Consider the following 22,282-nt stretch of genomic DNA (forward strand, 5'->3'; position numbering starts at 1 on the left):
TTTGGACCCGGTTCCCCACCCGGAAATTCGCTGATTTCCGTTATGTGCCATGATTTCTATAATTTTCCTATCATAAAATTTATTGCTAAACTAGCAAAAACTTCCTATGCAAATGATGAGCGCTGCACGGGGCGGCCTCGGAGTGCAGGGCGGCAGGAGTTTGGCTTGGGCGGCATCGGGAGATTATGGGCGCTGGCAATCGGCGCATCGCTTTCGGGCGGGGCCTTGGCAACGCCTTCTGGAACGCAAGCGGTCGAAGCTCTGGTGATTCACGCGGGTAGGCTGATTGCGGTGCCCGGCGAGGCGCCGCGCGGGCCAAGCACGATCGTGGTTCAGGGTGGGCGGATCGTCGAGATCTTGCCGGGATTTATCGAGCGCTCCGGCATGCGGCCGCTCGACCTCAAGGACCGCACGCTGCTCCCCGGCTTGATCGACACGCATGTGCATTTCAGCTTCTCGCCCGAAACGAAGCTTTGGTCGGCGGCGATCGACACGCCCGAGGATGTCGCGCTTTTTGCCTTTTCCAATGCGAAAAAGACGCTGGAGGCGGGATTCACGACGGTGCGCGATGTCGGGTCCGACGGCTATTCGATCCACGCGCTGCGCGACGCGATCGACGATGGCATCGTCACGGGCCCGCGGATTTTTCTGTCGGGGACGTCGCTGTCGATCGTTGGCGGCCATGGCGACATGTCGGGGCTCAACCGACAGGCGACCGAGGCGCTCTATCCCTATGACTATACCGGCGCTTGCACGGGCGCGGTCGAATGCGCGCTGCGCGTCCGTGAGGCGGCGAAATATGGCGCCGACCTCATCAAGATCACCTCGACGGGTGGCATCATGTCCGAGCAGGCGCGCGGCCTTGGTCAGCATCTCACCGACGACGAGTTGACGTCGATCGTCTCCACCGCGCACAGCCTGGGGCTCAAGGTTGCGGCGCACGCGCATGGGGAGGCGGGCGTTGCGGCCTCGGTCCGCGCGGGGGTCGATTCGATCGAGCACGGCACGTGGCTGGATGCCGATACCGCGAAGCTGATGGCGACGCGCGGCACCTGGCTGGTTCCCACATTGGGGCTGCTCGACGGACGCAAGGACGAAAGCGCGAGTCCCGCGGTGCGCGCCAAGATGGCCGAGGCCCGCAGCGTTGCCGGCCGCAATATCCGCCTTGCCGTCGAGCATAAGGTCAAATTCGCTTTCGGGACCGATGCCGGTGTGTCGCCGCACGGGGAGAATGCGCGCCAGTTCCGGCTGATGGTCGAACAGGGGCCAATGTCGCCGGCCGCGGCGCTGCGCTCCGCAACGGTCGACGCCGCAGCGCTGCTCGGCCAGTCGGAGCATCTCGGTACAATCGCGGTCGGCAAATATGCCGACATGATCGCCGTCGCGGGCGATCCGCTCCGCGACATCACGATCCTAGAACATGTTTCCACCGTCATCAAGGATGGCCGCGTCATCCTTCATGCGCCGGCCGACGGGCGCTGAGCCGTCAGGTCCGCCGAATTTCAAAACACTTTCAATGGATTTTATAATGAACGCTATCGACACGTCTCTCTCCTCGTCGCCCGGCCGCTTCGCCGATGCGATTGCCGGGCTGTTTCACGATCTTGGTCTGTCGCTGGAGGATGATCTGGGGTTGGGCCTTGATGTCTTTTCGCCGATCGACGGGAGCGCGCTCGCGACGCTGAAAATGCACGGCGCCGCCGAGATGGATGCGATGGTCGCGAGGGCGGACGCGGCGTTCCACACATGGAAACAGGTGCCCGCGCCGCACCGCGGCGAGTTGGTCCGGCGCTATAGCCAGCTGGTGCGCGAGCATAAGGAGGCATTGTCGCGGCTGCTCACGATCGAGAATGGCAAGATACTGACCGAGGCGCGCGGCGAGGTGCAGGAGGTCATCGACATTTGCGAATATGCCGTCGGTCTGTCGCGCCAGTTGTTCGGGCTGACGATCGCGTCCGAGCGCCCCGAGCATCGGCTGACCGAATATTGGCATCCGCTCGGAGTGCTCGGCCTGATCTCGGCGTTCAACTTTCCCGCCGCGGTGTGGGCGTGGGGCACGACCGTCGCGCTGGTGTGCGGCGACAGCGCGATCTGGAAACCGTCCGAAAAGACCCCGCTCACCGCACTCGCCTTTGCGAAACTGCTCCAGAAAGTTGCGGCCGATTATGAATTTGCGCCCGACCATCTGGTCCAGATCGCGATCGGCGGGGCCGAATGCGGCGGCATCATCGCCGACCACCCCGGCGTTTCGATCGTCAGCGCGACGGGCAGCGTGCGGATGGGGCAGGACGTCGGTGTGCGCGTCCAGCGCCGCTTCGGGCGGTCGGTACTCGAGCTCGGTGGCAACAACGCCGCAATCGTCGCGCCGAGCGCCGATATGGGGCTCGCGCTGCGCGGGACGATCTTTGCTGCGACCGGCACCTGCGGCCAGCGCTGCACGACGCTGCGCCGCCTGATCGTCCACGACAGCATTCGCGCCGATTTCGTGAAGCGGCTGATCGCTGCGGTCGGCAGCCTCAACATCGGCAGCCCGCTCGCCGACGCGACGCATATCGGCCCGCTGATCGACAAGGCGGCGTTCGACGCGATGCAGCGCGCGCTCGACCAGGCGCGCCGCGAGGGTGGGACGGTACACGGCGGCGAACGCATCGACGTCGATGGGGCGCCCGGCGCCTATTATGTCCGGCCCGCGATCGTCGAGATGCCGCGCCAGAGCGACGTCGTGCGCGAAGAGACCTTCGCGCCCATTCTCTATATCTTGTCCTATTCGGACCTCAACGAAGCGATCGCTTTGCAGAACGGCGTCCCGCAAGGTCTGTCGTCGTGCATCTTCACGAACGACATGCGCGAGGCCGAGCGTTTTCAGTCGGCGACGGGCAGCGATTGCGGAATCGTCAACGTCAACATCGGGACGAGCGGCGCCGAAATCGGCGGTGCCTTCGGCGGCGAAAAAGCGACCGGCGGCGGCCGCGTGTCGGGCTCCGACAGCTGGAAAAATTATATGCGCCGCGTCACTGCGACAGTGAATTATTCGGCGTCGCTGCCGTTGGCGCAGGGCGTGAAATTCGATCTCGACGTGCAATAAGACATTTTGGAGGAGGTTATACGATGGTCCCCGCGAAACTGACTTGGCTGGTATCGGCGGCACTTCTGGCACTGGCGGCGCCGGTATCGGGTGCGGCGCAGGAAGGCAGTGTGCAGGGCACATCGCTGCTCGGCAAGCCGATGGTGACGACGCAGACGCGTAACGCCAATGTCGCGGCGACCGAAACGCTCGACCGCGCGGCGCGCGATGCGAAGGAGGCGTTCGAAGCGAATATGACCGTCGACACCGCGACCTGGTACGGCCGCGTCCTGTTCTATCAGGGCTATTCGAAGGAATCGGCCGCGGTCTATGATCAGGCGCTGAAGCGCTTTCCCAATTCGGCCAAGCTGCTCCGCCACCGGGCGCACCGGCATTTTTCGCTGCGCGAGTTCGACAAATCGATCGAACTGGGACTGAAGGCGGCGAAGCTTTACGAAAACCAGCCGCTCGAACGCGAGAGGCCGGGTCCCGACTATTTCCCGGGCGACCCGGATGTCGTTCAATATTATCTCTATTACCATCTGGGGCAGGCCTATTTCGCCAAGCATGATTTTGAAAATGCGGCCAAATGGTTCGCGAAATCGGCCGAATCTGCGGCCTTCACCCACGATGTCGAGGCGCGCACCGCCAACACCTATTGGGAATATCTGTCGCTCGCGCGCGCCGGAAAGCTGCGCGAGGCGCAAAAGCTGCTCGACGATTATGACCTGACGCTGTTCGAAGTGCATCCGAAGGGCGGGTCGGACACCTATTTTGACGGCATCCAGCTGTTCAAGGGACACCGCGCCGCCGACAGCTTCTTCAGCGACAAGGACAGCGGCCGCGCCTTTGCGACCGCCGACGGCGTCGCAGCGTCGACCGCCTATAGCCTGGCCAATTATTATATCCTGCGCGGCGAGGCCGAAAAGGCGAAGCCCTGGCTCGTCCGGTCGATCAACGTCGACAGCTGGGGCTTTTTCGCGCGCATCCAGGCCGAAGCCGACTGGTTGCTGCTGTTCCCGAACGAACAGCCCTGAACCGGGGCATGGCGATGCCGCGGACCCGAATGATCGGGCCGTGTCTTTGGGAGAGGTAGCATGAACGACTGGACCCGCCGCAAACCGGTTATTGCGGCTGGCGGAGGCGGCGCGGACAAGCTGCCGCCAACGCTGCACTGGCCGCAACTGATGGCAATGGGCGTCGGGGCGATCATCGGTACGGGAATATTGACGCTGATCGGCGTCGGCGTCGACCGCGCCGGCCCCGCCGTGCTGATCGCCTTTGCCATCGCGGGCGCGGTCTGCGCGTGCGCGGCGCTCGCCTATGCCGAGCTGTCGTCGATGATGCCCGCGGTGGGCAGCGCCTACAGCTATTCCTACGCCGGGCTGGGGGAGGTCTTCGCCTGGGTCGTCGGCTGGAGCCTCATCCTCGAATATTCGCTCGTCGTCTCGACCGTGGCGGTCGGCTGGTCGGGTTATGCGTCGCCGCTGCTCGTCGGGGCCGGTTTTCCCGAAGCGCTGACGCGCGGACCCGAACTCGGCGGGCTGATCAACCTGCCCGCAATCGCGATCATCGCGGTCGTCGCGGGGCTGCTGCTGATGGGAACGCGCGAAAGCGCGCGCGTGAACGCGGCGCTCGTCGTGGTCAAGATCGTTACCCTGCTGCTATTCGTCGGCTACACCTTGCCTTATTTCGACGCCGCCAACCTCGATCCCTTCATGCCCTATGGCTATGCCGCGCATGTCGATGGTGACGGCGTACAGCGCGGGGTGATGGCGGCCGCGGCGATCATCTTCTTTGCTTTCTATGGCTTCGATGCGATTTCGACCGCGGCGGAGGAAACCCGGCGCCCGGCGCGCGACTTGCCGATTGCCATCATCGGCTCGATGGTCGCCTGCACGCTCATCTATATGCTGGTCGCCGCGGCGGCCGTCGGAGCGACGCCTTTCGCCAGCTTCGCCGACAGCCCTGAACCGCTGGCGCTCATCCTGCGTTCGATCGGGCAGGGCGGGATCGCACAGATCGTGGCGACGGCGGCCGTGGTGGCGCTGCCGACCGTCTTGCTCGCCTTTCTTTACGGGCAAAGCCGGATCTTCCTCGCGATGGCGCGCGACGGGTTCCTGCCGCAGCGGCTCGCGCATATTTCGCGGCGCGGAACGCCGACGCGCATCACCTTGCTGACCGCGGCGATCGTCGCGGTCCTCGCAGGGCTGCTGCCGATCGGCAAGGTCGCCGCGCTTGCCAATGCCGGTACGCTGATCGCTTTCATGGCGGTCGGCGTCTGCCTGTTGGTTCTTCGCCGCCGGGCACCCGATGTCCCGCGGCCCTTTCGCGTCCGGGCGGTCTGGCTGGTCGGGCTCGGCACCCTGGGGGGGTGTCTCTATCTGTTTTTCAGCCTTCCGGCCGACACGCTCTTATGGTGTCTGATCTGGAATCTCTTCGGTCTTGCTCTCTATGCCGTGTACGGCCGATTCCGGAGCGCGTTGGCCCGGTCCGTCCCCGGCGTCTGACGCGCCTACCGCCGCGGCCGGGGCGTCAATCCTACGCCGCGCTTTGCCGGTCGTTCGCGCGGCGACGCAACTCGGTCGGCGCCATGCCGAACCGGCGCGCGAAGGCGCGGGTGAAGCTCGCATTGCTGGTATAGCCGCTGCGATAGCCGACGACGGCAACGGGCAGGTCGCTTTCGGCGAGCAGCTGGCGCGCATGTTCGAGGCGGCGCTCGCTGACCGCCTCGGCCACCGTGCAGCGGTAGAGTTCGCGGAACCCTTGCGTCAGCTTGGCCTTGCCCAGCCCGAACCGGCGCGCAATGCCGTCGACGGTCAGCTTGTCCTGCCACGCTTCGAGCACCAGCTCGTGCGCCGCGGCGACAAGGGCGATCTCGCGCTCGCTGAGCGTCGTTGGGCCTTGTGCCTCGACCATCCGGCCCGACTTCAGCGCCTCGAACAATTGGCACAGCAGTTCCAGGCTGCGCGCCGTGCGGAGCAGCGTGACCGCTTCGCCGTCGCCCTCGACCGCGACAACTGCGCGCCCGATGCCGCGCAGGTCCGCGGGAAGATACCAGCGGCCACCCGCCTTGGGGACAAGGCCGAACAGACGGCGGCAGGCCGCGCGGTTGATTGCAAGGACGACCAGATCGTCATGCGCCTCGGCGCCAAGCGCGCCCGGCGTCATCACACCGACCGCTGGTTCGCCGATGTCCCCGAAACCCAGGATCAGCGGCGCGGCGGGAAGCGCCGAAAGGTCGCACGCGCCGCGGCCGATATAGGCGGTCAGCTCGGCAGAGATGACGACGGAGCGTTTCTGGATCATGGCGCCGCCAGCTTGACCCGTTCGGGCTGCGCGCCGCAACCATAAATTGCGATTGTTGGAGCCGTTCGGACATTATGAAATGACGAGCCGGCTTCCCACGCCCGGTTTGACCGCTTAGTCAGGCGCTTCACAACGACAACGACAACGAGAATCGATGGACGCCTCCTCGCCCAAACCCGCATCGCCCGGCCGCGTCGATCTGCTCGCGCTCGGCGCCCTGTTCATCGGGCTGGTGTCGGTGACCGGCGGCGCGGCGCTGGCCAAAAGCCTGTTTCCCCTGGTCGGACCGGCGGGCGCAACGGCGCTGCGCCTGATCTTCGGCGCATTGCTCTTGTCGCTTGTGCTGCGGCCGTGGCGGCTCAACCTGCGCAGCGGCTGGCGATCGATCCTGTTGTATGGCGTCGTGCTCGGGGCGATGAACCTCAGCTTCTATCATGCGCTCTCTTACATCCCCCTGGGCATCGCGATTGCGATCGAGTTCATTGGGCCCCTGGGCGTCGCGGTGTTTACGTCGCGTCGCCGCAGCGACCTGATCTGGATCGCAATCGCCGTTGTCGGACTGCTCCTCCTCCTGCCTCTGCGCGACAGTGCCGCCGCGCTCGATTGGCGCGGCGTCACGCTCGCGATGATCGCCGGCGCGTGCTGGGCGGCCTATATTCTTCTCGGCAAGCGCGCGGGCGTGGAACACGGTCCCGCCGCCGCAGCCGCGGGCACGGTCGTCGCCGCAGTTCTTGTCGCGCCCGTCGGTATCGCTGCGGCGGGGACGGCGCTGCTCCGGCCCGAGATATTGGCGCTGGGCCTCGCGGTCGGGCTGGTATCGAGCGCCATCCCCTATGGCTTTGAAATGGTCGCGCTGCGCCGTTTGCCACCCAGCAGCTTCGGGACCCTGCTCAGCGCCGAGCCCGCGGTCGGCGCGTTGATCGGCGTGTTGATGCTGGGCGAGATCCTGTCGGCCGGGCAATGGCTGGCGATCGGCCTTATCATGGTGTCGTCGATCGGCGCGGCGGCTGGCGCCAAGGACGATGCCCTCGCTGAACCGGCGCCTTGACGGGTCTTGCCCGAATCCCGTTCGCTCTATATTGTTAGAATGCTAAGTAATTGGACCGACCTGTCGAGCGTGACAGGGTAGGCCTGCCGGGGATTGCAAATGCGGGAATTTTCCGAATGGTTTGACCGCATGGCGTACGGGGTGGAGGCATGAGCGACTTTGCGGAGCGGCTGGCGGCCGCGATGCGGCGATTTGCGGGGCAGGGTGAACTTTCCGCGCTCTCGCGGCTGTCGGGCGGCGCCAATATGGAAAGCTGGGCGTTCGAGTGGCGCAGCGCAGCGGGTTCGGCACCCTATGTCCTGCGTCGCGCGCCGTCGGCGGCTTATATGGAAGACCGCCCGTTCGGACACCGCGACGAGGCAGCGCTGGTCATCGCTGCGCGCTTGGGCGGGGTAAAGGCACCCGAAGTGATCGGGGTGCTGGACGATACCGACGGGCTCGGCACCGGCTATATCATGCGCCGCGTGATGGCGGAGGTTGCGCCCGCGAAGATCCTGGCCGACCCGCCGCCGACGCTGCTCGCCGACCTTGGGCGCGAACTCGCGCGCATCCACGCGCTGCCGCTGGCCGACATTCCGGCAGCGATACCCCGCATGGACACGGCGGATGCGCTGGCGGCGCTCAAAGCACGCTTCCTTGGCTATGGCGGCGACCGCCCGGTCATCGCGCTCGCGATCCGGTGGTGCGAGGATCATCTGCCCACGCCCGCCGACCCGGTGCTCGTCCACGGCGATTATCGCATGGGCAATGTCATGGTCGATGCCGACGGTCTTGCCGCGGTGCTTGACTGGGAACTCGCGCATTTGGGCGATGCGCACGAGGATCTGGCCTTTGGCTGCATGACCGTATGGCGATTTGGCCAGCTCGACAGACCGGCCCTTGGGCTCGGCAGTCTCGAGGATTATTTTGCCGCTTATGAAAGCGCGGGCGGCGAGCCGGTCGACCGTGAGCGGTTCCGCTTCTGGCTGATCTATCGCACGCTCTGGTGGGCGCTCGGTTGTCTCCAGATGGGCGAGGCGTGGCGGAGCGGTGCCGACACGACGGTCGAGCGCGTCGTCGTCGGGCGCCGCACCGCCGAGCAGGAACTCGATCTCGTGCGGCTATTGGAGGCCGAGGCACCCGATACCGAGCGCGCGCGCGCTCTGCCGCAGTCGCCGTTGGCCGCGCGGGTTCCCGCTGGTGAGCCGACCAATGGCGAGATGGTGCGGGCGGTGCGTGACTGGATCGAAAGCGCGATCAAACCGCAATCATCGGGGCACGCCAAGTTTGAGGCGGTGGTGGCGATGAACGCGCTCGGCATCGTGTTGCGCGATCTCGATGCCGGGGTGCGCGCAGAGGATAAAGCGCTCGCCGACGAACTGCTTGCGGGCACGGCGACGCTCGCGCGGCCCGGTCTGCTGGCGGAACTGCGCCGCGCGGTGCTGGATAAATGTGCGGTCGACAGCCCGAAATATGCCGCGCTTGCCGCGGCGCGCGCCGAATGGGGCGGATAGGAACAAGGGAGAGAGACGATGGATTTTGCGGTTCCGGCCGATTTGCAGGCCTATCTGGACGAACTCGACGCCTTTATCGAGGCGGAGATCAAGCCGCTCGAGCTGGCCGACGACAATATCCGCTTTTTCGACCATCGCCGCGAACACGCGCGCACCGACTGGGACAATCAGGGGCTGCCGCGGCACGAGTGGGAGGAATTGCTGCGCGCGGCAACGCGCAAGGCCGACGCCGCGGGCCATTGGCGCTTTTCGGCGCCGAAAAAATATGGCGGCAAGGGCGGTAGCAATCTGTGGATGGCGGTGATCCGCGAACATTTCGCGGCCAAGGGGCTGGGGCTGCACAATGATTTGCAAAACGAGCACAGCATCGTCGGCAATTTCCCGTTCGTCGAAATGTTCGAACAATTCGCGACGAGCGATGAGCAGAAGGCCGAGTTCATTTTGGGCGGGTTCGAGGGCAAGCGCCGCACTGCGTTCGGCCTGACTGAACCCGACCATGGCAGCGACGCGACGCATATGGAAACGCGCGCGGTGCCCGAAATCCGCGATGGCGTAGAGGGCTGGTTGATCAACGGCGCAAAGATGTGGACGACGGGGATGCACGTTGCGACGCATTGCGCGACCTTCTGCCGCACCAGCGGCGCCGATGGCGATGCGAAAGGCATCACCTGCCTGCTCGTTCCGAACCCGTCGCCGGGGCTCAGAATCGAAGAATATCTCTGGACCTTCAACATGCCCACCGACCATCCGCGGGTCAGCTTTACCGACGTCTGGGTGCCCGACGGCGCGCGATTGGGGCCCGAAGGAGGCGGCCTGTCGATCGCACAGAGTTTCGTCCATCAGAACCGCATCCGACAGGCGGCGAGTTCGCTCGGCGCCGCGGTCTATTGCATTGAGGAGAGCGTGAAATACGCCCGGATGCGCAAGCCGTTCGGCGAGGCGCTGGCGAAGAATCAGGCGATCCAGTTCCCGCTCGTCGAGCTGGCCACGCAGGCCGAAATGCTTCGGCTGCTGATCCGCAAGACCGCGTGGGAGATGGACAACACGCCGCACAAGGAGATTGAGCGCACGCTGTCGGACAAGGTCAGCATGTGCAATTATTGGGCGAACCGCCTCGTCTGTGAAGCCGCGGACCGCGCGATGCAGGTTCATGGCGGGATCGGTTATTCGCGGCACAAGCCGTTCGAGCATATCTATCGCCACCATCGCCGCTACCGCATCACCGAGGGCGCCGAGGAAATCCAGATGCGCAAGGTCGCGGCCTATCTGTTCGGCTATCTCGGCCCGCGCCGCGAGACGCTGGGACGAATTTGACGCCCCCCATGCCCTTGCCCCGCACGCTCTATGACAAGATATGGGATGCGCACGCCGTTGCCGAAGACGATGGCGAGACGCTCCTGTACGTCGATCTTCACCTGCTGCACGAAGTGACCTCGCCGCAGGCCTTTGCCGGGCTCGACGCGGCCGCGCGCGCGGTGCGGCGGCCCGAACGCGCGCTCGCTCTGTCCGACCATAATGTGCCGACCACGGGGCAGGCGCTGGGGCCGGCGGGGGTTGCCGACGCCGAGGCGCGCGCGCAGTTGGAGGCGCTTGCCCACAATACGCGGCGTTTCGGCATCGAAAATGTCCCGATGGGCGATCCGCGCGGCGGCATCGTCCATGTCGTCGGGCCCGAACAGGGGCGGTCGCAGCCGGGGATGACGATCGTTTGCGGCGATAGTCACACATCGACGCACGGCGCGTTCGGGGCCCTGGCTTTCGGCATCGGAACCTCCGAAGTCGAGCATGTTCTGGCGACGCAGACGATCCGCCAGCGCCGTTCGCGCAACATGCGGGTGACCGTCGACGGCGCGTTGGCGCCGCATGTCCAGGCCAAGGATCTGGCGCTTTACCTGCTCGGCCGGATCGGCGTCGACGGGGCGACCGGTCATGTCATCGAATATGCCGGAACGGCGGTGCGCGCGCTGTCGATGGAAGGGCGCATGACGCTCTGCAATCTCAGCATCGAAATGGGCGCGCGCGCAGGGCTGATCGCGCCCGACACGACGACCTTGGCCTATTTGCAAGACCGTCCGGCGGTGCCCGAGGGGGCGGAATGGGACGCGGCGGTCGCCCGCTGGCGGGCGCTGGGCAGCGACGACGGGGCGATATTCGATCGCGAATTGCGCATCGACGCGCGCGATGTTCCGCCGATGGTCAGCTGGGGCACCAACCCGTCGCAGGTCGCGCCGATCGACGGGCGCGTCCCCGATCCCGCCGCGCTTGCCGATCCCGAAGCGCGCGCCGCGGCGGCGCGCGCGCTCGCCTATATGGATCTGGCACCGGGCAGCCCGATCGCCGGGCAGCCGCTCGACCGCGTGTTCATCGGAAGCTGCACCAACAGCCGGATCGAGGATTTGCGCGCCGCCGCCGAGGTCGTTCGCGGCCGCCGGGTGGCGCCGCATGTGCGCGCGATGGTCGTGCCCGGATCGGGGCTGGTCAAGCAGCAGGCCGAGGCCGAAGGCATCGCCGCGACGCTTTGCGATGCGGGCTTCGATTGGCGTGAACCCGGTTGTTCGATGTGTGTCGGCATGAACCCCGATCGTCTGCAACCCGGCGAACGCTGCGCCGCGACGTCGAACCGCAATTTCGAAAACCGTCAGGGGCGCGGCGGGCGCACACATCTGATGAGCCCGGCCCTCGCCGCCGCGAGCGCCATCGCGGGGGCGATCGCGTCGCCGGATATGCTGGTCTAGCGTGCCGCCTCGAAGCGCGCGATGGCATCGACGTGACGCAGCGTGCGGGCGATGTCGTCGAGCCCTTCCATCAATATGCGCCGGTCGCCGGCGTCGATGGCGAAATCGATCGTCCGACCCGACGCAAGCCGAATCTGCTGCTCGGCAAGGTCGATCTCGACCGGGGCATATTGCGCGTCTTCGACTTCGCGGCGCAGCGCGGCGCACACATCATCGGGCAGGCGGATCAGCAACAATCCGTTCTTGCGGGCGTTGCTCGCAAAAATGTCGCCAAAGCTCGGCGCAATGACGCAGCGTATGCCAAAGTCGGCGAGCGCCCACACCGCATGTTCGCGCGACGATCCGCAACCGAAATTGCGGTCGGCGATCAGGATCTGGGCATTGCGGCAGGGTGGGCGGTTCAGGATGAAATCGGCGCGCTCGCGCCCGTCCGCGCCATAACGCAGCTCGCGGAACAGGTGCTGTCCCAGCCCCGTTCGCGTCAGCGCCTTCATATAATGCGCGGGAATGATCATGTCGGTGTCGACATTGGCCAGCGGCAGCGCTGCCGCCACCGCCCTGACCCGGACAAATTTCTGCACATTGCCTCCAGTATCTTAGCATACTAAGTAAATGCACCGGGGCGCTTTGTCCAATTGTATCGCGTTGACGAAGATGGTTGCCGGGGGAATCCTCGCGCCCTAAGGTTTCGGCATCGAGCGGAGGGGCGTATGGGGCCGCCGCCGCGGCAGGGGAGCAGGAAGTTGGCGAAGAGCAAGCAGGCGTACCGGCATCCGGCCGAATATTATACCGACCCCGAAAACAGCATCGGCTATCTTGCGCGCGTCGTGTTTCGATCCTTTTCGCGCCTGCTCGAACGGCGCACGCTGACGCACGACGTGTCGGCGGGCCAGTGGCGCTTTCTGCGACAGTTGTGGCGCGAGGACGGTATCACCCAGCGCGAACTCAGCGAGCGTGTGGGTATGCGCGAGCCGACGACGGTGGTTGCATTGAAGGGACTTGAAAAGGCCGGGCTGATCACGCGCAAGAAAACCGCCGAGGATCGGCGCAAGACCTTTATATACCTTACCCCGCACGCCAAGAAGCTCGAACTTGTCCTGGCACCGATGAATGCCGAAATCCACGAAATCGCGACCAACGGTATGACCGACGAAGAGGTGGAGACGCTCCAGGCGCTGATGCGCCGCGTGATCGACAATCTGGCCGAAGAAACGCGCAAGCTGTCGGTCCTGTCCGACATCAAGGCCTGAACCTGGCCCACTTGCCCTACCCGCGGATAATAGGTTAGTATTCTAACCATATCGCATGGGAGGGAAAATGACCAATATCGCCGTTATCGCCGGGAGTGTCCGCGAGGGTTCCTATAATCGCGCGCTCGCCGAACTCGCGGCCGACAGTTTGGAGGCGCAGGGCGCGCGCGTCACGCGCATCGACCTTGGTGCCTTCGACTTGCCGCTCTATTCGGCGGCGATCGAGGCGGGGGCATTTCCGCCCGACGCCCTGCGGCTCAAAACCTTGTTCGCCGAACAGGATGCGCTGCTTTTCGTCTCGCCCGAATATAATGGTTCGCTCCCACCGCTGCTCAAAAACGCGATCGACTGGGCCTCACGCCCGACGGGTGACGAAGGGCTTGTCGCGCTCACCGCCTATCGCGGGAAGGCGGCGGCGATCATGTCGGCGTCGATCAGTCCTTTTGGCGGGCTGCGCGGGCTGATGCACTTGCGTCAGATTCTCTCGACGGTGCAGATGCTCGTGATCCCCGAACAGGTGGTCGTGCCCAATGCGCACGCCGCCTTTGCCGAGGATGGCAGTTTAAAGGAGCCGCTGCCCGCGTCGCTGGTCGAGATGACCGCCGCGCGGCTGGTCGCGGTTGCGGGGGCGCTTGCGACCTAGAGCGCAGTCTTCATCAAATCGTCATCCGGCGAAGGCCGGGGCCTCACCGCATCGTTATGACGCACCGGCGAGATCCCGCCCTTCGGCGGGATGACGAATGGGGAGGCGGCGTTTGCTCACCGGATCAGCGCTTGGGCACGCCATCGTCGATATTGTCGCCCCAGTCGGCTTCGAGCGCGTCGAACAGCGCGTCGAACCGGTCCTGTCCGATCCGCGCGGCGATCCGCGCGGTCAGCGTATCCATCGCGCGCTGTGCATCCTGGCGCATCCGCGCGCCCGTTTCGGTGAGCGAGACGATCATATGTCGCCGGTCGCCCGGATCGACGTCTAGCCGAACGATGCCCAGTTTCACCATCTGGTTGATCGTGCTGTGAATTGCCTGCCGCGATACGCCAAGGTTACGGGCGATGTCCGACGGGCGTACGATGCCGCTGACGATGTTGGTCATCACCATTGATTGCGGTCGGTTGACGTCGGGCCAGCCGCGATCGTGCAGTTGCGCCTGCAACCCCTCGTCGAGCCAGCAGAAGCGTTGAAAAAGGGCGATGATCAGCTGGTTGGTGTGCATAGAATGTCGAAGGCAGCCCCCGCAGCCGGCGGGGCGCCGGCGCGCACAGGCTAGAAGAGCAACGCGAGCGAAGCAAGGCGGCGCAAGCATTGCCAAGTCAAAATGCTTAGTATACTATCTATTAAATGAAGGGAGAGGTCCGCATGGACGGGTTGATGCAGAATGTGCCGCTGACGGTCGACCGGATCATCGACCATGCGGCGAACTGGCACGGCCAGCGCGAGGTCGTCTCGCGCGATGCCGATGGGCGCGAGACCCGTTCGACCTGGGCCGATGTCCATGCCAACGCAAAGCGCGTCTCGAGCGCGCTGGCCGCGGAGGGGATCGGACCCGGCGACCGCGTCGCGACGATGGCGTGGAACGGCGCGCGGCATCTTGCCGCCTGGTATGGGACGGCGGGCATGGGCGCGGTGCTTCACACACTCAATCCGCGGCTGTTTCTGGAGCAGATCGTCTATATCGCGAACCATGCGGGCGACCGGCTGTTGATCGCCGACCCGGCAACGGCGGAGTTGATCGAGCAGTTGCTGCCACAGGTGCCGTCGATCGAGAAAGTGATCTTCCTTTGCGATGCGGGATCGCTGCCCCGGACATCATTCGCTGCGGTCGCGTTCGACGATTGGATCGCGGGGCATGGCGACGCCTATGTCTGGGGCGATTTCGACGAAAATGCAGCGTGCGGGCTCTGCTACACCAGCGGGACGACGGGCAATCCCAAGGGCGTGCTTTATTCGCACCGCTCGAATTATATCCACGCGCTGATGACGTTGCAGCGCGACGCGCTTGCGCTTTCGGCGCGCGACACGGTGCTGCTCATCGTGCCCATGTATCACGCCAATGCGTGGGGGGTCGTCTATTCGGCGCCCGCCGTCGGCGCAAAGCTCGTGCTGCCGGGGCAGCGGATGGACGGCGAATCAATCTATGATCTGATCGAAAGCGAAGGCGTCACTTACTCCGCCGCCGTGCCGACCGTGTGGCAGATGCTGCTTCAATATATGCAGGAAAACGGCAAGCGCTTCACGACGCTTCAGCGCGTGACGATCGGTGGATCGGCGTGTCCCGAATCGCTCATCCGCACCTTCCGCGAGGATTATGGCGTCGACGTCATCCAGGGCTGGGGCATGACCGAAACCTCGCCGCTTGGCACGGTGTCGGTTCCCAATGCGTCGGTCGCGGCAAAGCCTGATGCCGAGCAGATGGCGTACAAGCTCAAGCAGGGGCGGTTGCTCTGCGGGTTGGAGATGAAGCTGGTCGACGATGCCGGAAACCGGCTGCCGCACGACGGCAAGACGCCGGGGCGGCTGATGGTGAAGGGGGCGACGATTGCGGCCGCCTATTATGGCGGCGAGGGCGGCGACGTGCTCGATGAAGAGGGGTTTTTCGACACCGGCGATGTCAGCACGATCGATGCCGAAGGCTATATGCAGATTACCGACCGCGCCAAGGATGTCGTCAAATCCGGCGGCGAATGGATCAGCTCGATCGAGATAGAGAATATCGCGATGGGCCACGCGGCGGTCGCCAACGCGGCGGTCGTCGGCGTCGTGCATCCAAAATGGGACGAGCGGCCGATTTTGCTTTGCCAGCTCAAGCCGGGGGCGACCGCGTCGGCCGACGAGCTGAGATCCTGGCTCGATGGCAAAATCGCGCGGTGGTGGATGCCCGACGACGTGCTGTTCGTGGACGAAATCCCGCTCGGTCCGACGGGCAAGATCGACAAGAAGGCGATCCGTGCGGGGCTCGATGGCTATACGCTGCCTTTCGAGGTTACACGCTGAAAATAACCGACAACAGGAGAGAAGATGATGGTGGACCCGAACGGGATCGAAGGGCTGGACGCGCAATTCGTCGGCCGTGTTTCGCCGACTGCGCCGCGCATTCAGGCGGGCGGGCATCCGTGCCAAGGCATTTACTGGACCGAGGCGGGCAAACGGCCCAAGGTCGCGATCATCGCCACCCATTATAATGTCGATTTCTCCGAACATTATATCGCCCCCTGGTTCGCGCGGCAGGGTTTCGGCTTTCTCGGCTGGAACACGCGTTATCGCGGGATGGAGGATCAGTTCCTGTTGGAGCACGCGATCGTCGACATCGGTGTCGGCATGAAATGGCTGAAAGAGGAAGCCGGGGTCGAGGCAATCGTCATCCTCGGCAATTCGGGCGGCGGTTCGCTGATGGGCGCGTATCAGGCCGAAGCCATTTCCCCGACGCTGACCGACCGTCTGCCGTCCGCGGGGCAGGACGCGCTCGCGAATCTCGTCAAGGGCGACCTCTACATCAGCTTCAACGCGCACCAGGGGCGCCCCGAAGTGCTCACCGACTGGATGGACGCGTCGGTGATCGACGAAACTGATCCGGTCGCCACCGACCCCGAACTCGACCCGTTCAACCCCGACAACGGCCCGCCCTATTCGGACGAATTTATTGCCAAATATCGCGCCGCCCAACGCGCACGCAACCAGCGTATCACCGACTGGGCGAAGGCGGAGCTGACGCGGCTCAATGCGGCGGGGATTCCCGACCGCATCTTCCCGATGTTCCGTTGCTGGGGCGACATCCGCTGCGTCGATCCCGCCATCGACCCGTCGGACCGCAAGCCCAACTGGTGCTATCGCGGCGATCCCGCGGTGGCCAACCGCACGCCGAGCATCGGCCGCGCCAATACGATCAAGACCTGGCTCAATATGTGGAGCCTCGAAACCTCGCCGTGTCAGGGTCAGCCGCACCTTGCCAAGCACGACACGCCAGCGCTGGTCGTTCAGGGCACCGCCGATACCGGCGTATTTCCCAGCGATGCGCGCAAGATCTTCGATTTTCTAGGCAGCGAGGACAAGCGGCTCGAACTTATCCCCGGCGCGCATTATTTCGAGGATTCGGTCGAGGAGCGGCAGAACGCCGCCGAGTTGGTCGGTGCATGGATCCGGGAGAAGCTGTAACGTGACGGCGAATGCCGACATTATCGAGGCATTGCGCGGCGCCGGACTGGCGGGTGAGGGCGATGTCGTCCTCGAACCGCTGACCGGCGGCGTGTCGTGCGACGTGTGGAAGGTCGCGACGCCCCGCGGCCCGATCGTCGTCAAGCGTCCGCTGCCGCAACTGCGCGTCGCAGCCGACTGGCGCGCGCCCGTCGAGCGCGGGACGAGCGAGATACGCTGGCTCAAACGCGCGCGCGGCGTCGACCCGCGCCTCGCGCCCGAGGTGCTTGCCGAACTGCCCGGCCACGCCTTCGCCATGCGCTTCCTTCCCGGTTGCCCGGTGTGGAAGGACGAACTCATGGCGGGCCGCGTCGATGCCGGTTTCGCCGCACGGGTCGGGCAGGGGATTGCTGCGGTCCACGCCGCCACGGCGCACGATGACGGCGACCGTGCGGCCTTCGCCAACGACGCGATGTTCCGCGCGCTGCGCGTCGATCCCTTCATCCTTTATGTTGCGCAGCATGATGCAGCATTGGCGCCCGCGCTGACCGCGCTCGCGGGCGACCTGGCGGGGCGCAAGATCGCGCTCGTCCACGGCGACGTCAGCCCCAAGAATATTCTGGTCAGCGCCGACGGGCCGGTTTTCCTCGATGCCGAATGCGCGGTTTATGGCGATCCGGCGTTCGACCTTGCTTTTTGTGTCACGCACCTGCTGTTGAAGGCGGTGTGGTCGGGCGACGCGCGGCTGAACGCAGCCGCCGGCGCTCTCATCGCCGCCTATCAAGCCGGTATCGACTGGGAGGATCGCGAGGGCCTGCTGCTCCGCGCAGGCAAGCTGACCGCGGCGCTGCTCCTCGCGCGCGTCGAGGGCAAGTCGCCCGCGCCCTACCTCACCGACCCCGAACACAAGCGCATCGTGCGTGATCAGGCGCGCGCATCGATCCTGGCGCCGCAATCGATCGACGCGCTCGCCGCCAACTGGAAAAGGACCTGTCCATGACTTCGCGTATTGCCTCCGTTACCGGCCGCCAGCTCTGGGACTCGCGCGGTCGGCCGACCGTCGAGGCCGAGGTCGTGCTCGAATCGGGCGCTGTCGGCCGCGCCATTGCACCCGCGGGGGCGTCCCGCGGCGCGCACGAAGCGATCGACCTGCGCGATGGCGGTACGGCGTTCGGCGGTTTTGGCGTCCATCGCGCGGTGGCAGGGATCGGCGCTGAAATCGCAGGCGCAATCGCCGGGATGGACGCGCGCGACCAAGCGGCGGTCGATGCGGCGCTCTGCGATCTCGACGGTACGGCGAACAAGGGGCGGCTCGGCGCGAATGCCATCGTCGCCGTGTCGATGGCGGTGCTCCACGCCGCCGCGGCGGATGCGCGCGCGCCGCTGTGGCGCTATCTTTCGGGCGACGCGAAGGTCCGCATTCCGCTCCCCGAGATTCAGATTTTCGGTGGGGGAGCGCATGCGGGGCGGCGCACCGACGTACAGGATTTCATGGTCATGTGTCCCAATGCAGGCAGCTTTCGCCGCGCGCTCGAGATCACGGACGATGTCTATCGCGCGGCTGGAAAGCTCATGGAAGCGAAGGGGCCCTTGTCGGGCGTCGCCGATGAAGGCGGCTGGTGGCCGAATTTCGCCTCGAACGAGGATGCGCTCGACACGCTGACCCGGGCGATCGAGGCGAGCGGGCATCGCGCCGGCGAGGATGTGTTCATTTCGCTCGACATCGCCGCGAACGAACTGGGCGACGCCGACGGATATAGTCTCGCGCTCGACAAGGGGCGGCTGTCGGGCGAAGCCATGGCCGCGCGCATTGTCGAATGGGCGGGCCGCTATCCGATCCTGTCGATCGAGGATCCGGCGGGACAGGACGACTGGACGACGATGGCGGCGGTGACGGCCCGCATCGGCGATCGGGTGCAGACCATCGGCGACGATGTGCTCGTCACCAATGCCGCGCGCGTCGAACGCGCGGGCGAAGCGGCGGTGTGCAACGCCGCGCTGATCAAGGTCAATCAGGTCGGCACCGTCACCGAGGCCAAGGCCGCGCTCGACGCCGCGGTGGCGCGCGGATGGGGCGCCATCGTTTCGGCGCGTTCGGGCGAGAGCGAAGATGTCACCATCGCGCATCTGGCGACTGGTTGGAACGCCGGGCAATTGAAGGTCGGCAGCTTCACCCGCTCCGAACGCATGGCCAAATGGAACGAGATGCTGCGGATCGAGGAGGCCATGGGACGCGACGCCGAATTTGCCGGCTTCTCGGCCTTTGCCGCTCCCATCGGGCGGGTGGCGGCATGATCGTCCTTCATGCCCGCCCCAGCCCCGGTTTCCGCGCGGCGGTCGATGCGATCTTCGGGCCGGGCGTCGTCGTTCATGTCGACGAGGCCGCGCCGCTCGACGAGGTGGCGGGCGACATCACCGCGCTGCTCCATGTGCTCACCCCGGTGACGGCGGACTTCATCGCCTCGGCGCCCAACCTCAAGCTGATCCAGAAGCTCGGCGTCGGCGTCAACACCATCGCGCTCGACGCAGCCCGCGACCATCGCGTTGCCGTGTGCAACATGCCCGGCACCAACAGCCAGGCGGTCGCCGAAATGGCGCTGTCGCTGATGATGGCGGTGCTGCGGCGCACCTGTTTCTTTGATTCGCGTACCCGCGCGGGTGAGGGCTGGACCGCCGATCCGTCCGAACTCGACAGCGTGGGGGAGATTGCCGGGCGCAGGGTGGGCCTCGTCGGGTTCGGCAGCTCGGCGCAGCGGCTCGCACCGGTGCTCGCAGCGCTGGGGGCCGATGTCGTCTACACGGCGCGGAGCGCGCGCGACGCTCCCTATGAATTTCTGCCGCTGGACCGCCTGCTTGCCGAAAGCGATATTGTCTCGCTGCATATCCCTCTGACCGACGAGACGCGCGGCAGCGTCGATCCCTTCGCAATGAAGAAGGGCGCGGTGCTGGTGAACACCGCGCGCGGCGAGCTGATCGATCAGGCGAAGCTCGTTGATGCCCTGGGATCGGGGCATTTGCGCGGCGCGGGGCTCGACGTTTTTGCGGAGGAACCGCTGCCGCGCGGCAATCCGCTGCTCGGCCTGCCCAATGCCGTGCTCGCGCCGCATATCGCCTGGCTCACCCCCGAAACGCTCGTGCGCAGCCTAACGGTCGCACAGGAAAATTGCCGCCGCCTCGCTGCCGGCGAGGCGCTGTTGCACCAAGTCGTATGAAACAACTCGTCATTGCGACCCCGGCGAAAGCCGGGGGGGGGGGGGCAATTCAGGGCGGTTTACGCAGTCTCTGGATTGCCGCGTCGCCTTCGGCTCCTCGCAATGACGATGCTTCAGGATTGAACCCATGACTCTTCCCATCGTTCTGATTACCGGTCAGCTTTTGACCGACGCTGTCTGGCAGCCGCTCCTTGATGCATGGGCGGACCGCGACGTGATCCTTGCCGACAATCGCAGCGACGACACGATTGCGGGTTTCGCGCAGCGGCTGCTCGACAACGCCCCGCCGAAATTCGTTCTGATCGCACATGCGATGGGCGGTTTCGTGGCGTTCGAGGTGATGCGCCGCGCGCCCGAGCGGGTCGCGAAACTTGGGCTCATTTCGACGCTCGCCTCGGCCGACGGACCCGCGCAGACCGCGCGGCGGCAGGGCTATATCGATCTCGTCGAAAGCGGTAATTTCGATCAGGTCGTCGAAGAACGTATCCCCATCCTTTTCCCCGAAGAAAAGCGCGGCGACGCGCGCCTGCTCGGCATCGCGCGGCAGATGGCGGCGGAAACCGGCGCCGACACCTTCCTGGCGCAGCAGCGCGCGATCATGGCGCGTATCGACAGCCGCCCGCGGCTGGGCGAGATCGCCGTGCCGACCCTGCTGATCTGGGGCGAGAAGGATGGGATCACCAGCCGCGCGCACCATGACGAGATTTTGGAGGCGATCCCAGAGGCCCGGCTCGAGGTGATCGCGGGCGCGGGGCACCTGCCGACGGTTGAGGCACCGGAGGTGGTGGTGCCCTTGCTGAGCGAGTTTATCGACGCATAAGTAGGTCGTCATCCCGGCGAAGGCCGGGATCTCGACGGTGAGATCGTGTTTCAGAGTCACGTGCCTCTGAACACCCTTCGCCGGGATGACGTGGTCAGGTTAACTCCGCCCGCACCAGCGCGGTCCCGTCCACCATCGCCTTCAGCTTCGCCTGGCTATGCGCGCGGCTGTGGTATTTCATCCCGCAATCGGGCGCGATCCACAGCCGCTCGGCATCGACGTAACGGAGCGCCTCGCGAATACGGCCGGCGACGACTTCGGGCGTCTCGACCTCCGGAATCGACAGGTCGAGCACGCCGTACATGATGGTTTTGGTCGGCAGTTCGGCAAGGATCGCGGGGTCGAGTCCCGGTTGCGCCGCCTCGATCGAGATGACGTCGATCGCCGATGCTTCGAGCTCGGCAAGGAAGTCATAAGCCTTGGGCTTCGGCCCCGTTGCGCCCGCGCCATGGTGCACCATCGCATAGCCGAAGCAGATGTGGAGCGCGGTCGTGCCGCCAACGCCGTCGAGCGCGCGGTTGATCGCCTCGATCGCATAGGATTGCGCTTCGCCGGCGCGCGCCTGCAAATAGGGTTCGTCGAGCTGGACGACATCGACCCCGGCCGCGAACAGATCCTTCACCTCGGCATTGACCGCGTCGGCATAGTCCATCGCGAGCGCGCGGGCGTCGGGATAATAGCCGTTTTCGGCCTGCTGCGTCATTGTGAAAGGGCCGGGCAGGGTAAGCTTCACCGGCCGGGTCGAATGGCGGCGGAGGAAGGCAGCATCCTGCGCCTCGATGGGGCGGGCGCGGCGGATCGGGCCGGAGACGAGCGGCACCGGATTGGCGTTGCCGGTGCGGTCGATCGCCGTGCCGTGCTTTTCCGTATCGATCCCCGACAAGGCGGTCGCCAGCCGGTTCGAATAGCTTTCGCGCCGCATCTCGCCATCGCCGACGATGTCGATCCCCAGCTCTTCCTGATCGCGGATCGCCATCAGCGTCGCGGCCTCCTGCGCCTCGGCAAGCCAGGGTTCGGGGATACGCCACAGCGTCTCCGCGCGCACGCGCGGCGGCAGGCTGGCTTTCAGTCGCTCGCGATCGATCAGCCAATCGGGTTGTGGGTAGCTTCCAACGATCGTCGTCGGCAATATGGGGTGGTCGAACAAGGGCCAATCCTCTCATTTTCGGGCTGGTCAAACATTTGCTTAGTATTCTATCTAATTCAAGTCGAAACGAGCGTGGGA

At 65.4% G+C, this 22,282-nt stretch carries 20 protein-coding genes; 16 read left to right on the top strand and 4 right to left on the bottom strand.

The window, feature by feature from the left end; all coding sequences use genetic code 11:
• Positions 1–225 precede the first annotated feature (225 nt).
• Genes RIA72_RS05450 through RIA72_RS05465 form a run of 4 tightly spaced genes read left to right on the top strand, consistent with a single transcriptional unit; the run spans position 226 to position 5,574 of the window.
• A complete protein-coding gene (locus tag RIA72_RS05450; RefSeq protein ID WP_350031306.1) occupies positions 226–1,482 on the top strand; it encodes a metal-dependent hydrolase family protein in 1,257 nt (418 codons plus the stop codon).
• A gap of 46 nt (positions 1,483–1,528) precedes the next feature.
• Positions 1,529–3,085: an L-piperidine-6-carboxylate dehydrogenase gene (gene amaB / locus RIA72_RS05455; RefSeq protein WP_350031307.1), complete on the top strand. Its 1,557-nt coding sequence runs from the start codon at positions 1,529–1,531 to the stop codon at positions 3,083–3,085.
• Between the two features lie 23 nt (positions 3,086–3,108).
• Positions 3,109–4,101, top strand: a complete 993-nt coding sequence (locus RIA72_RS05460; RefSeq protein ID WP_350031308.1) for a hypothetical protein — start codon at positions 3,109–3,111, stop codon at positions 4,099–4,101.
• Between the two features lie 60 nt (positions 4,102–4,161).
• Entirely contained in the window at positions 4,162–5,574 is a 1,413-nt protein-coding gene (locus RIA72_RS05465; protein ID WP_350031309.1) for an amino acid permease, read from the top strand.
• Between the two features lie 31 nt (positions 5,575–5,605).
• Here RIA72_RS05465 and RIA72_RS05470 read toward each other — a convergent pair whose 3' ends face one another.
• Positions 5,606–6,373 carry a helix-turn-helix transcriptional regulator gene (locus RIA72_RS05470; protein WP_350031310.1) on the bottom strand — a complete coding sequence of 256 codons (768 nt, stop codon included), beginning with the start codon at positions 6,371–6,373 and terminating at the stop codon, positions 5,606–5,608.
• Positions 6,374–6,527: 154 nt separating this feature from the next.
• Between RIA72_RS05470 and RIA72_RS05475 the strand changes: the two genes are divergently transcribed.
• The 4 genes from RIA72_RS05475 to leuC all read left to right on the top strand — a co-directional run bounded on the left by RIA72_RS05475 (position 6,528) and on the right by leuC (position 11,649).
• Complete coding sequence (locus RIA72_RS05475) at positions 6,528–7,421, top strand: EamA family transporter (RefSeq protein ID WP_350031311.1); 894 nt, start codon at positions 6,528–6,530, stop codon at positions 7,419–7,421.
• Between the two features lie 149 nt (positions 7,422–7,570).
• Positions 7,571–8,914: a phosphotransferase family protein gene (locus RIA72_RS05480; RefSeq protein ID WP_350031312.1), complete on the top strand. Its 1,344-nt coding sequence runs from the start codon at positions 7,571–7,573 to the stop codon at positions 8,912–8,914.
• Positions 8,915–8,932: 18 nt separating this feature from the next.
• Positions 8,933–10,228 carry an acyl-CoA dehydrogenase family protein gene (locus tag RIA72_RS05485; protein ID WP_350031313.1) on the top strand — a complete coding sequence of 432 codons (1,296 nt, stop codon included), beginning with the start codon at positions 8,933–8,935 and terminating at the stop codon, positions 10,226–10,228.
• An 8-nt stretch (positions 10,229–10,236) separates the two neighbouring features.
• Positions 10,237–11,649 (top strand): 3-isopropylmalate dehydratase large subunit, encoded by a 1,413-nt coding sequence (gene leuC, locus RIA72_RS05490; RefSeq protein ID WP_350031314.1) that lies wholly within the window; start codon positions 10,237–10,239, stop codon positions 11,647–11,649.
• Here leuC and leuD read toward each other — a convergent pair.
• The gene (gene leuD, locus RIA72_RS05495) at positions 11,646–12,230 is read right to left on the bottom strand and encodes a 3-isopropylmalate dehydratase small subunit (RefSeq protein WP_350031315.1); all 585 of its coding nucleotides are present in this window, start codon (positions 12,228–12,230) and stop codon (positions 11,646–11,648) included. The two genes, leuC and leuD, sit on opposite strands and share 4 nt — an antisense overlap.
• Positions 12,231–12,392: 162 nt before the next feature.
• Between leuD and RIA72_RS05500 the strand changes: the two genes are divergently transcribed.
• Positions 12,393–12,899: a MarR family winged helix-turn-helix transcriptional regulator gene (locus RIA72_RS05500; protein WP_350031316.1), complete on the top strand. Its 507-nt coding sequence runs from the start codon at positions 12,393–12,395 to the stop codon at positions 12,897–12,899.
• Positions 12,900–12,966: 67 nt separating this feature from the next.
• A complete protein-coding gene (locus RIA72_RS05505) occupies positions 12,967–13,542 on the top strand; it encodes an NADPH-dependent FMN reductase (RefSeq protein ID WP_350031317.1) in 576 nt (191 codons plus the stop codon).
• 124 nt (positions 13,543–13,666) lie between these two features.
• Here the strand turns inward: RIA72_RS05505 and RIA72_RS05510 are convergent, their stop codons facing one another.
• Positions 13,667–14,110 (bottom strand): MarR family winged helix-turn-helix transcriptional regulator, encoded by a 444-nt coding sequence (locus tag RIA72_RS05510; protein WP_350031318.1) that lies wholly within the window; start codon positions 14,108–14,110, stop codon positions 13,667–13,669.
• Positions 14,111–14,253: 143 nt separating this feature from the next.
• Here RIA72_RS05510 and RIA72_RS05515 point away from each other — a divergent pair, with 143 nt between their 5' ends.
• From RIA72_RS05515 to RIA72_RS05540, 6 genes are all read left to right on the top strand, one after another.
• On the top strand, positions 14,254–15,888 hold the full coding sequence (locus RIA72_RS05515; RefSeq protein WP_350031319.1) for a long-chain-fatty-acid--CoA ligase: 1,635 nt from the start codon (positions 14,254–14,256) through the stop codon (positions 15,886–15,888).
• A gap of 24 nt (positions 15,889–15,912) precedes the next feature.
• Entirely contained in the window at positions 15,913–17,046 is a 1,134-nt protein-coding gene (locus RIA72_RS05520; RefSeq protein WP_350031320.1) for an alpha/beta hydrolase, read from the top strand.
• A 1-nt stretch (position 17,047) separates the two neighbouring features.
• A complete protein-coding gene (locus RIA72_RS05525) occupies positions 17,048–18,025 on the top strand; it encodes a phosphotransferase family protein (protein WP_350031321.1) in 978 nt (325 codons plus the stop codon).
• Positions 18,022–19,320 carry a phosphopyruvate hydratase gene (eno, locus tag RIA72_RS05530; protein WP_350031322.1) on the top strand — a complete coding sequence of 433 codons (1,299 nt, stop codon included), beginning with the start codon at positions 18,022–18,024 and terminating at the stop codon, positions 19,318–19,320. The genes RIA72_RS05525 and eno overlap by 4 nt, the downstream gene beginning before the upstream one ends.
• Positions 19,317–20,237, top strand: coding sequence for an NAD(P)-dependent oxidoreductase (locus RIA72_RS05535; RefSeq protein ID WP_350031323.1), 921 nt, complete (start codon positions 19,317–19,319; stop codon positions 20,235–20,237). The genes eno and RIA72_RS05535 overlap by 4 nt, the downstream gene beginning before the upstream one ends.
• Before the next feature lie 127 nt (positions 20,238–20,364).
• Positions 20,365–21,057 (top strand): alpha/beta fold hydrolase, encoded by a 693-nt coding sequence (locus RIA72_RS05540; RefSeq protein WP_350031324.1) that lies wholly within the window; start codon positions 20,365–20,367, stop codon positions 21,055–21,057.
• Positions 21,058–21,151: 94 nt separating this feature from the next.
• Here the strand turns inward: RIA72_RS05540 and RIA72_RS05545 are convergent, their stop codons facing one another.
• Positions 21,152–22,204: a cobalamin-independent methionine synthase II family protein gene (locus tag RIA72_RS05545; protein ID WP_350031325.1), complete on the bottom strand. Its 1,053-nt coding sequence runs from the start codon at positions 22,202–22,204 to the stop codon at positions 21,152–21,154.
• Positions 22,205–22,282 lie beyond the last annotated feature (78 nt).

The organism is Sphingopyxis sp., assembly GCF_040216815.1.
GTDB lineage: Bacteria > Pseudomonadota > Alphaproteobacteria > Sphingomonadales > Sphingomonadaceae > Sphingopyxis.

Excerpts from the sequence above, each read along its gene's own strand:
- RIA72_RS05510 (WP_350031318.1), bottom strand. The coding sequence starts at position 14,110 with ATGCACACCAACCAGCTGATCATCGCCCTTTTTCAACGCTTCTGCTGG.
- RIA72_RS05485 (WP_350031313.1), top strand. The coding sequence starts at position 8,933 with ATGGATTTTGCGGTTCCGGCCGATTTGCAGGCCTATCTGGACGAACTC.
- RIA72_RS05515 (WP_350031319.1), top strand. The coding sequence starts at position 14,254 with ATGGACGGGTTGATGCAGAATGTGCCGCTGACGGTCGACCGGATCATC.
- RIA72_RS05470 (WP_350031310.1), bottom strand. The coding sequence starts at position 6,373 with ATGATCCAGAAACGCTCCGTCGTCATCTCTGCCGAGCTGACCGCCTAT.
- eno (WP_350031322.1), top strand. The coding sequence starts at position 18,022 with ATGACTTCGCGTATTGCCTCCGTTACCGGCCGCCAGCTCTGGGACTCG.
- amaB (WP_350031307.1), top strand. The coding sequence starts at position 1,529 with ATGAACGCTATCGACACGTCTCTCTCCTCGTCGCCCGGCCGCTTCGCC.
- RIA72_RS05520 (WP_350031320.1), top strand. The coding sequence starts at position 15,913 with ATGATGGTGGACCCGAACGGGATCGAAGGGCTGGACGCGCAATTCGTC.
- RIA72_RS05505 (WP_350031317.1), top strand. The coding sequence starts at position 12,967 with ATGACCAATATCGCCGTTATCGCCGGGAGTGTCCGCGAGGGTTCCTAT.
- RIA72_RS05460 (WP_350031308.1), top strand. The coding sequence starts at position 3,109 with ATGGTCCCCGCGAAACTGACTTGGCTGGTATCGGCGGCACTTCTGGCA.
- RIA72_RS05540 (WP_350031324.1), top strand. The coding sequence starts at position 20,365 with ATGACTCTTCCCATCGTTCTGATTACCGGTCAGCTTTTGACCGACGCT.
- RIA72_RS05480 (WP_350031312.1), top strand. The coding sequence starts at position 7,571 with ATGAGCGACTTTGCGGAGCGGCTGGCGGCCGCGATGCGGCGATTTGCG.
- RIA72_RS05475 (WP_350031311.1), top strand. The coding sequence starts at position 6,528 with ATGGACGCCTCCTCGCCCAAACCCGCATCGCCCGGCCGCGTCGATCTG.
- leuC (WP_350031314.1), top strand. The coding sequence starts at position 10,237 with ATGCCCTTGCCCCGCACGCTCTATGACAAGATATGGGATGCGCACGCC.
- RIA72_RS05535 (WP_350031323.1), top strand. The coding sequence starts at position 19,317 with ATGATCGTCCTTCATGCCCGCCCCAGCCCCGGTTTCCGCGCGGCGGTC.
- RIA72_RS05465 (WP_350031309.1), top strand. The coding sequence starts at position 4,162 with ATGAACGACTGGACCCGCCGCAAACCGGTTATTGCGGCTGGCGGAGGC.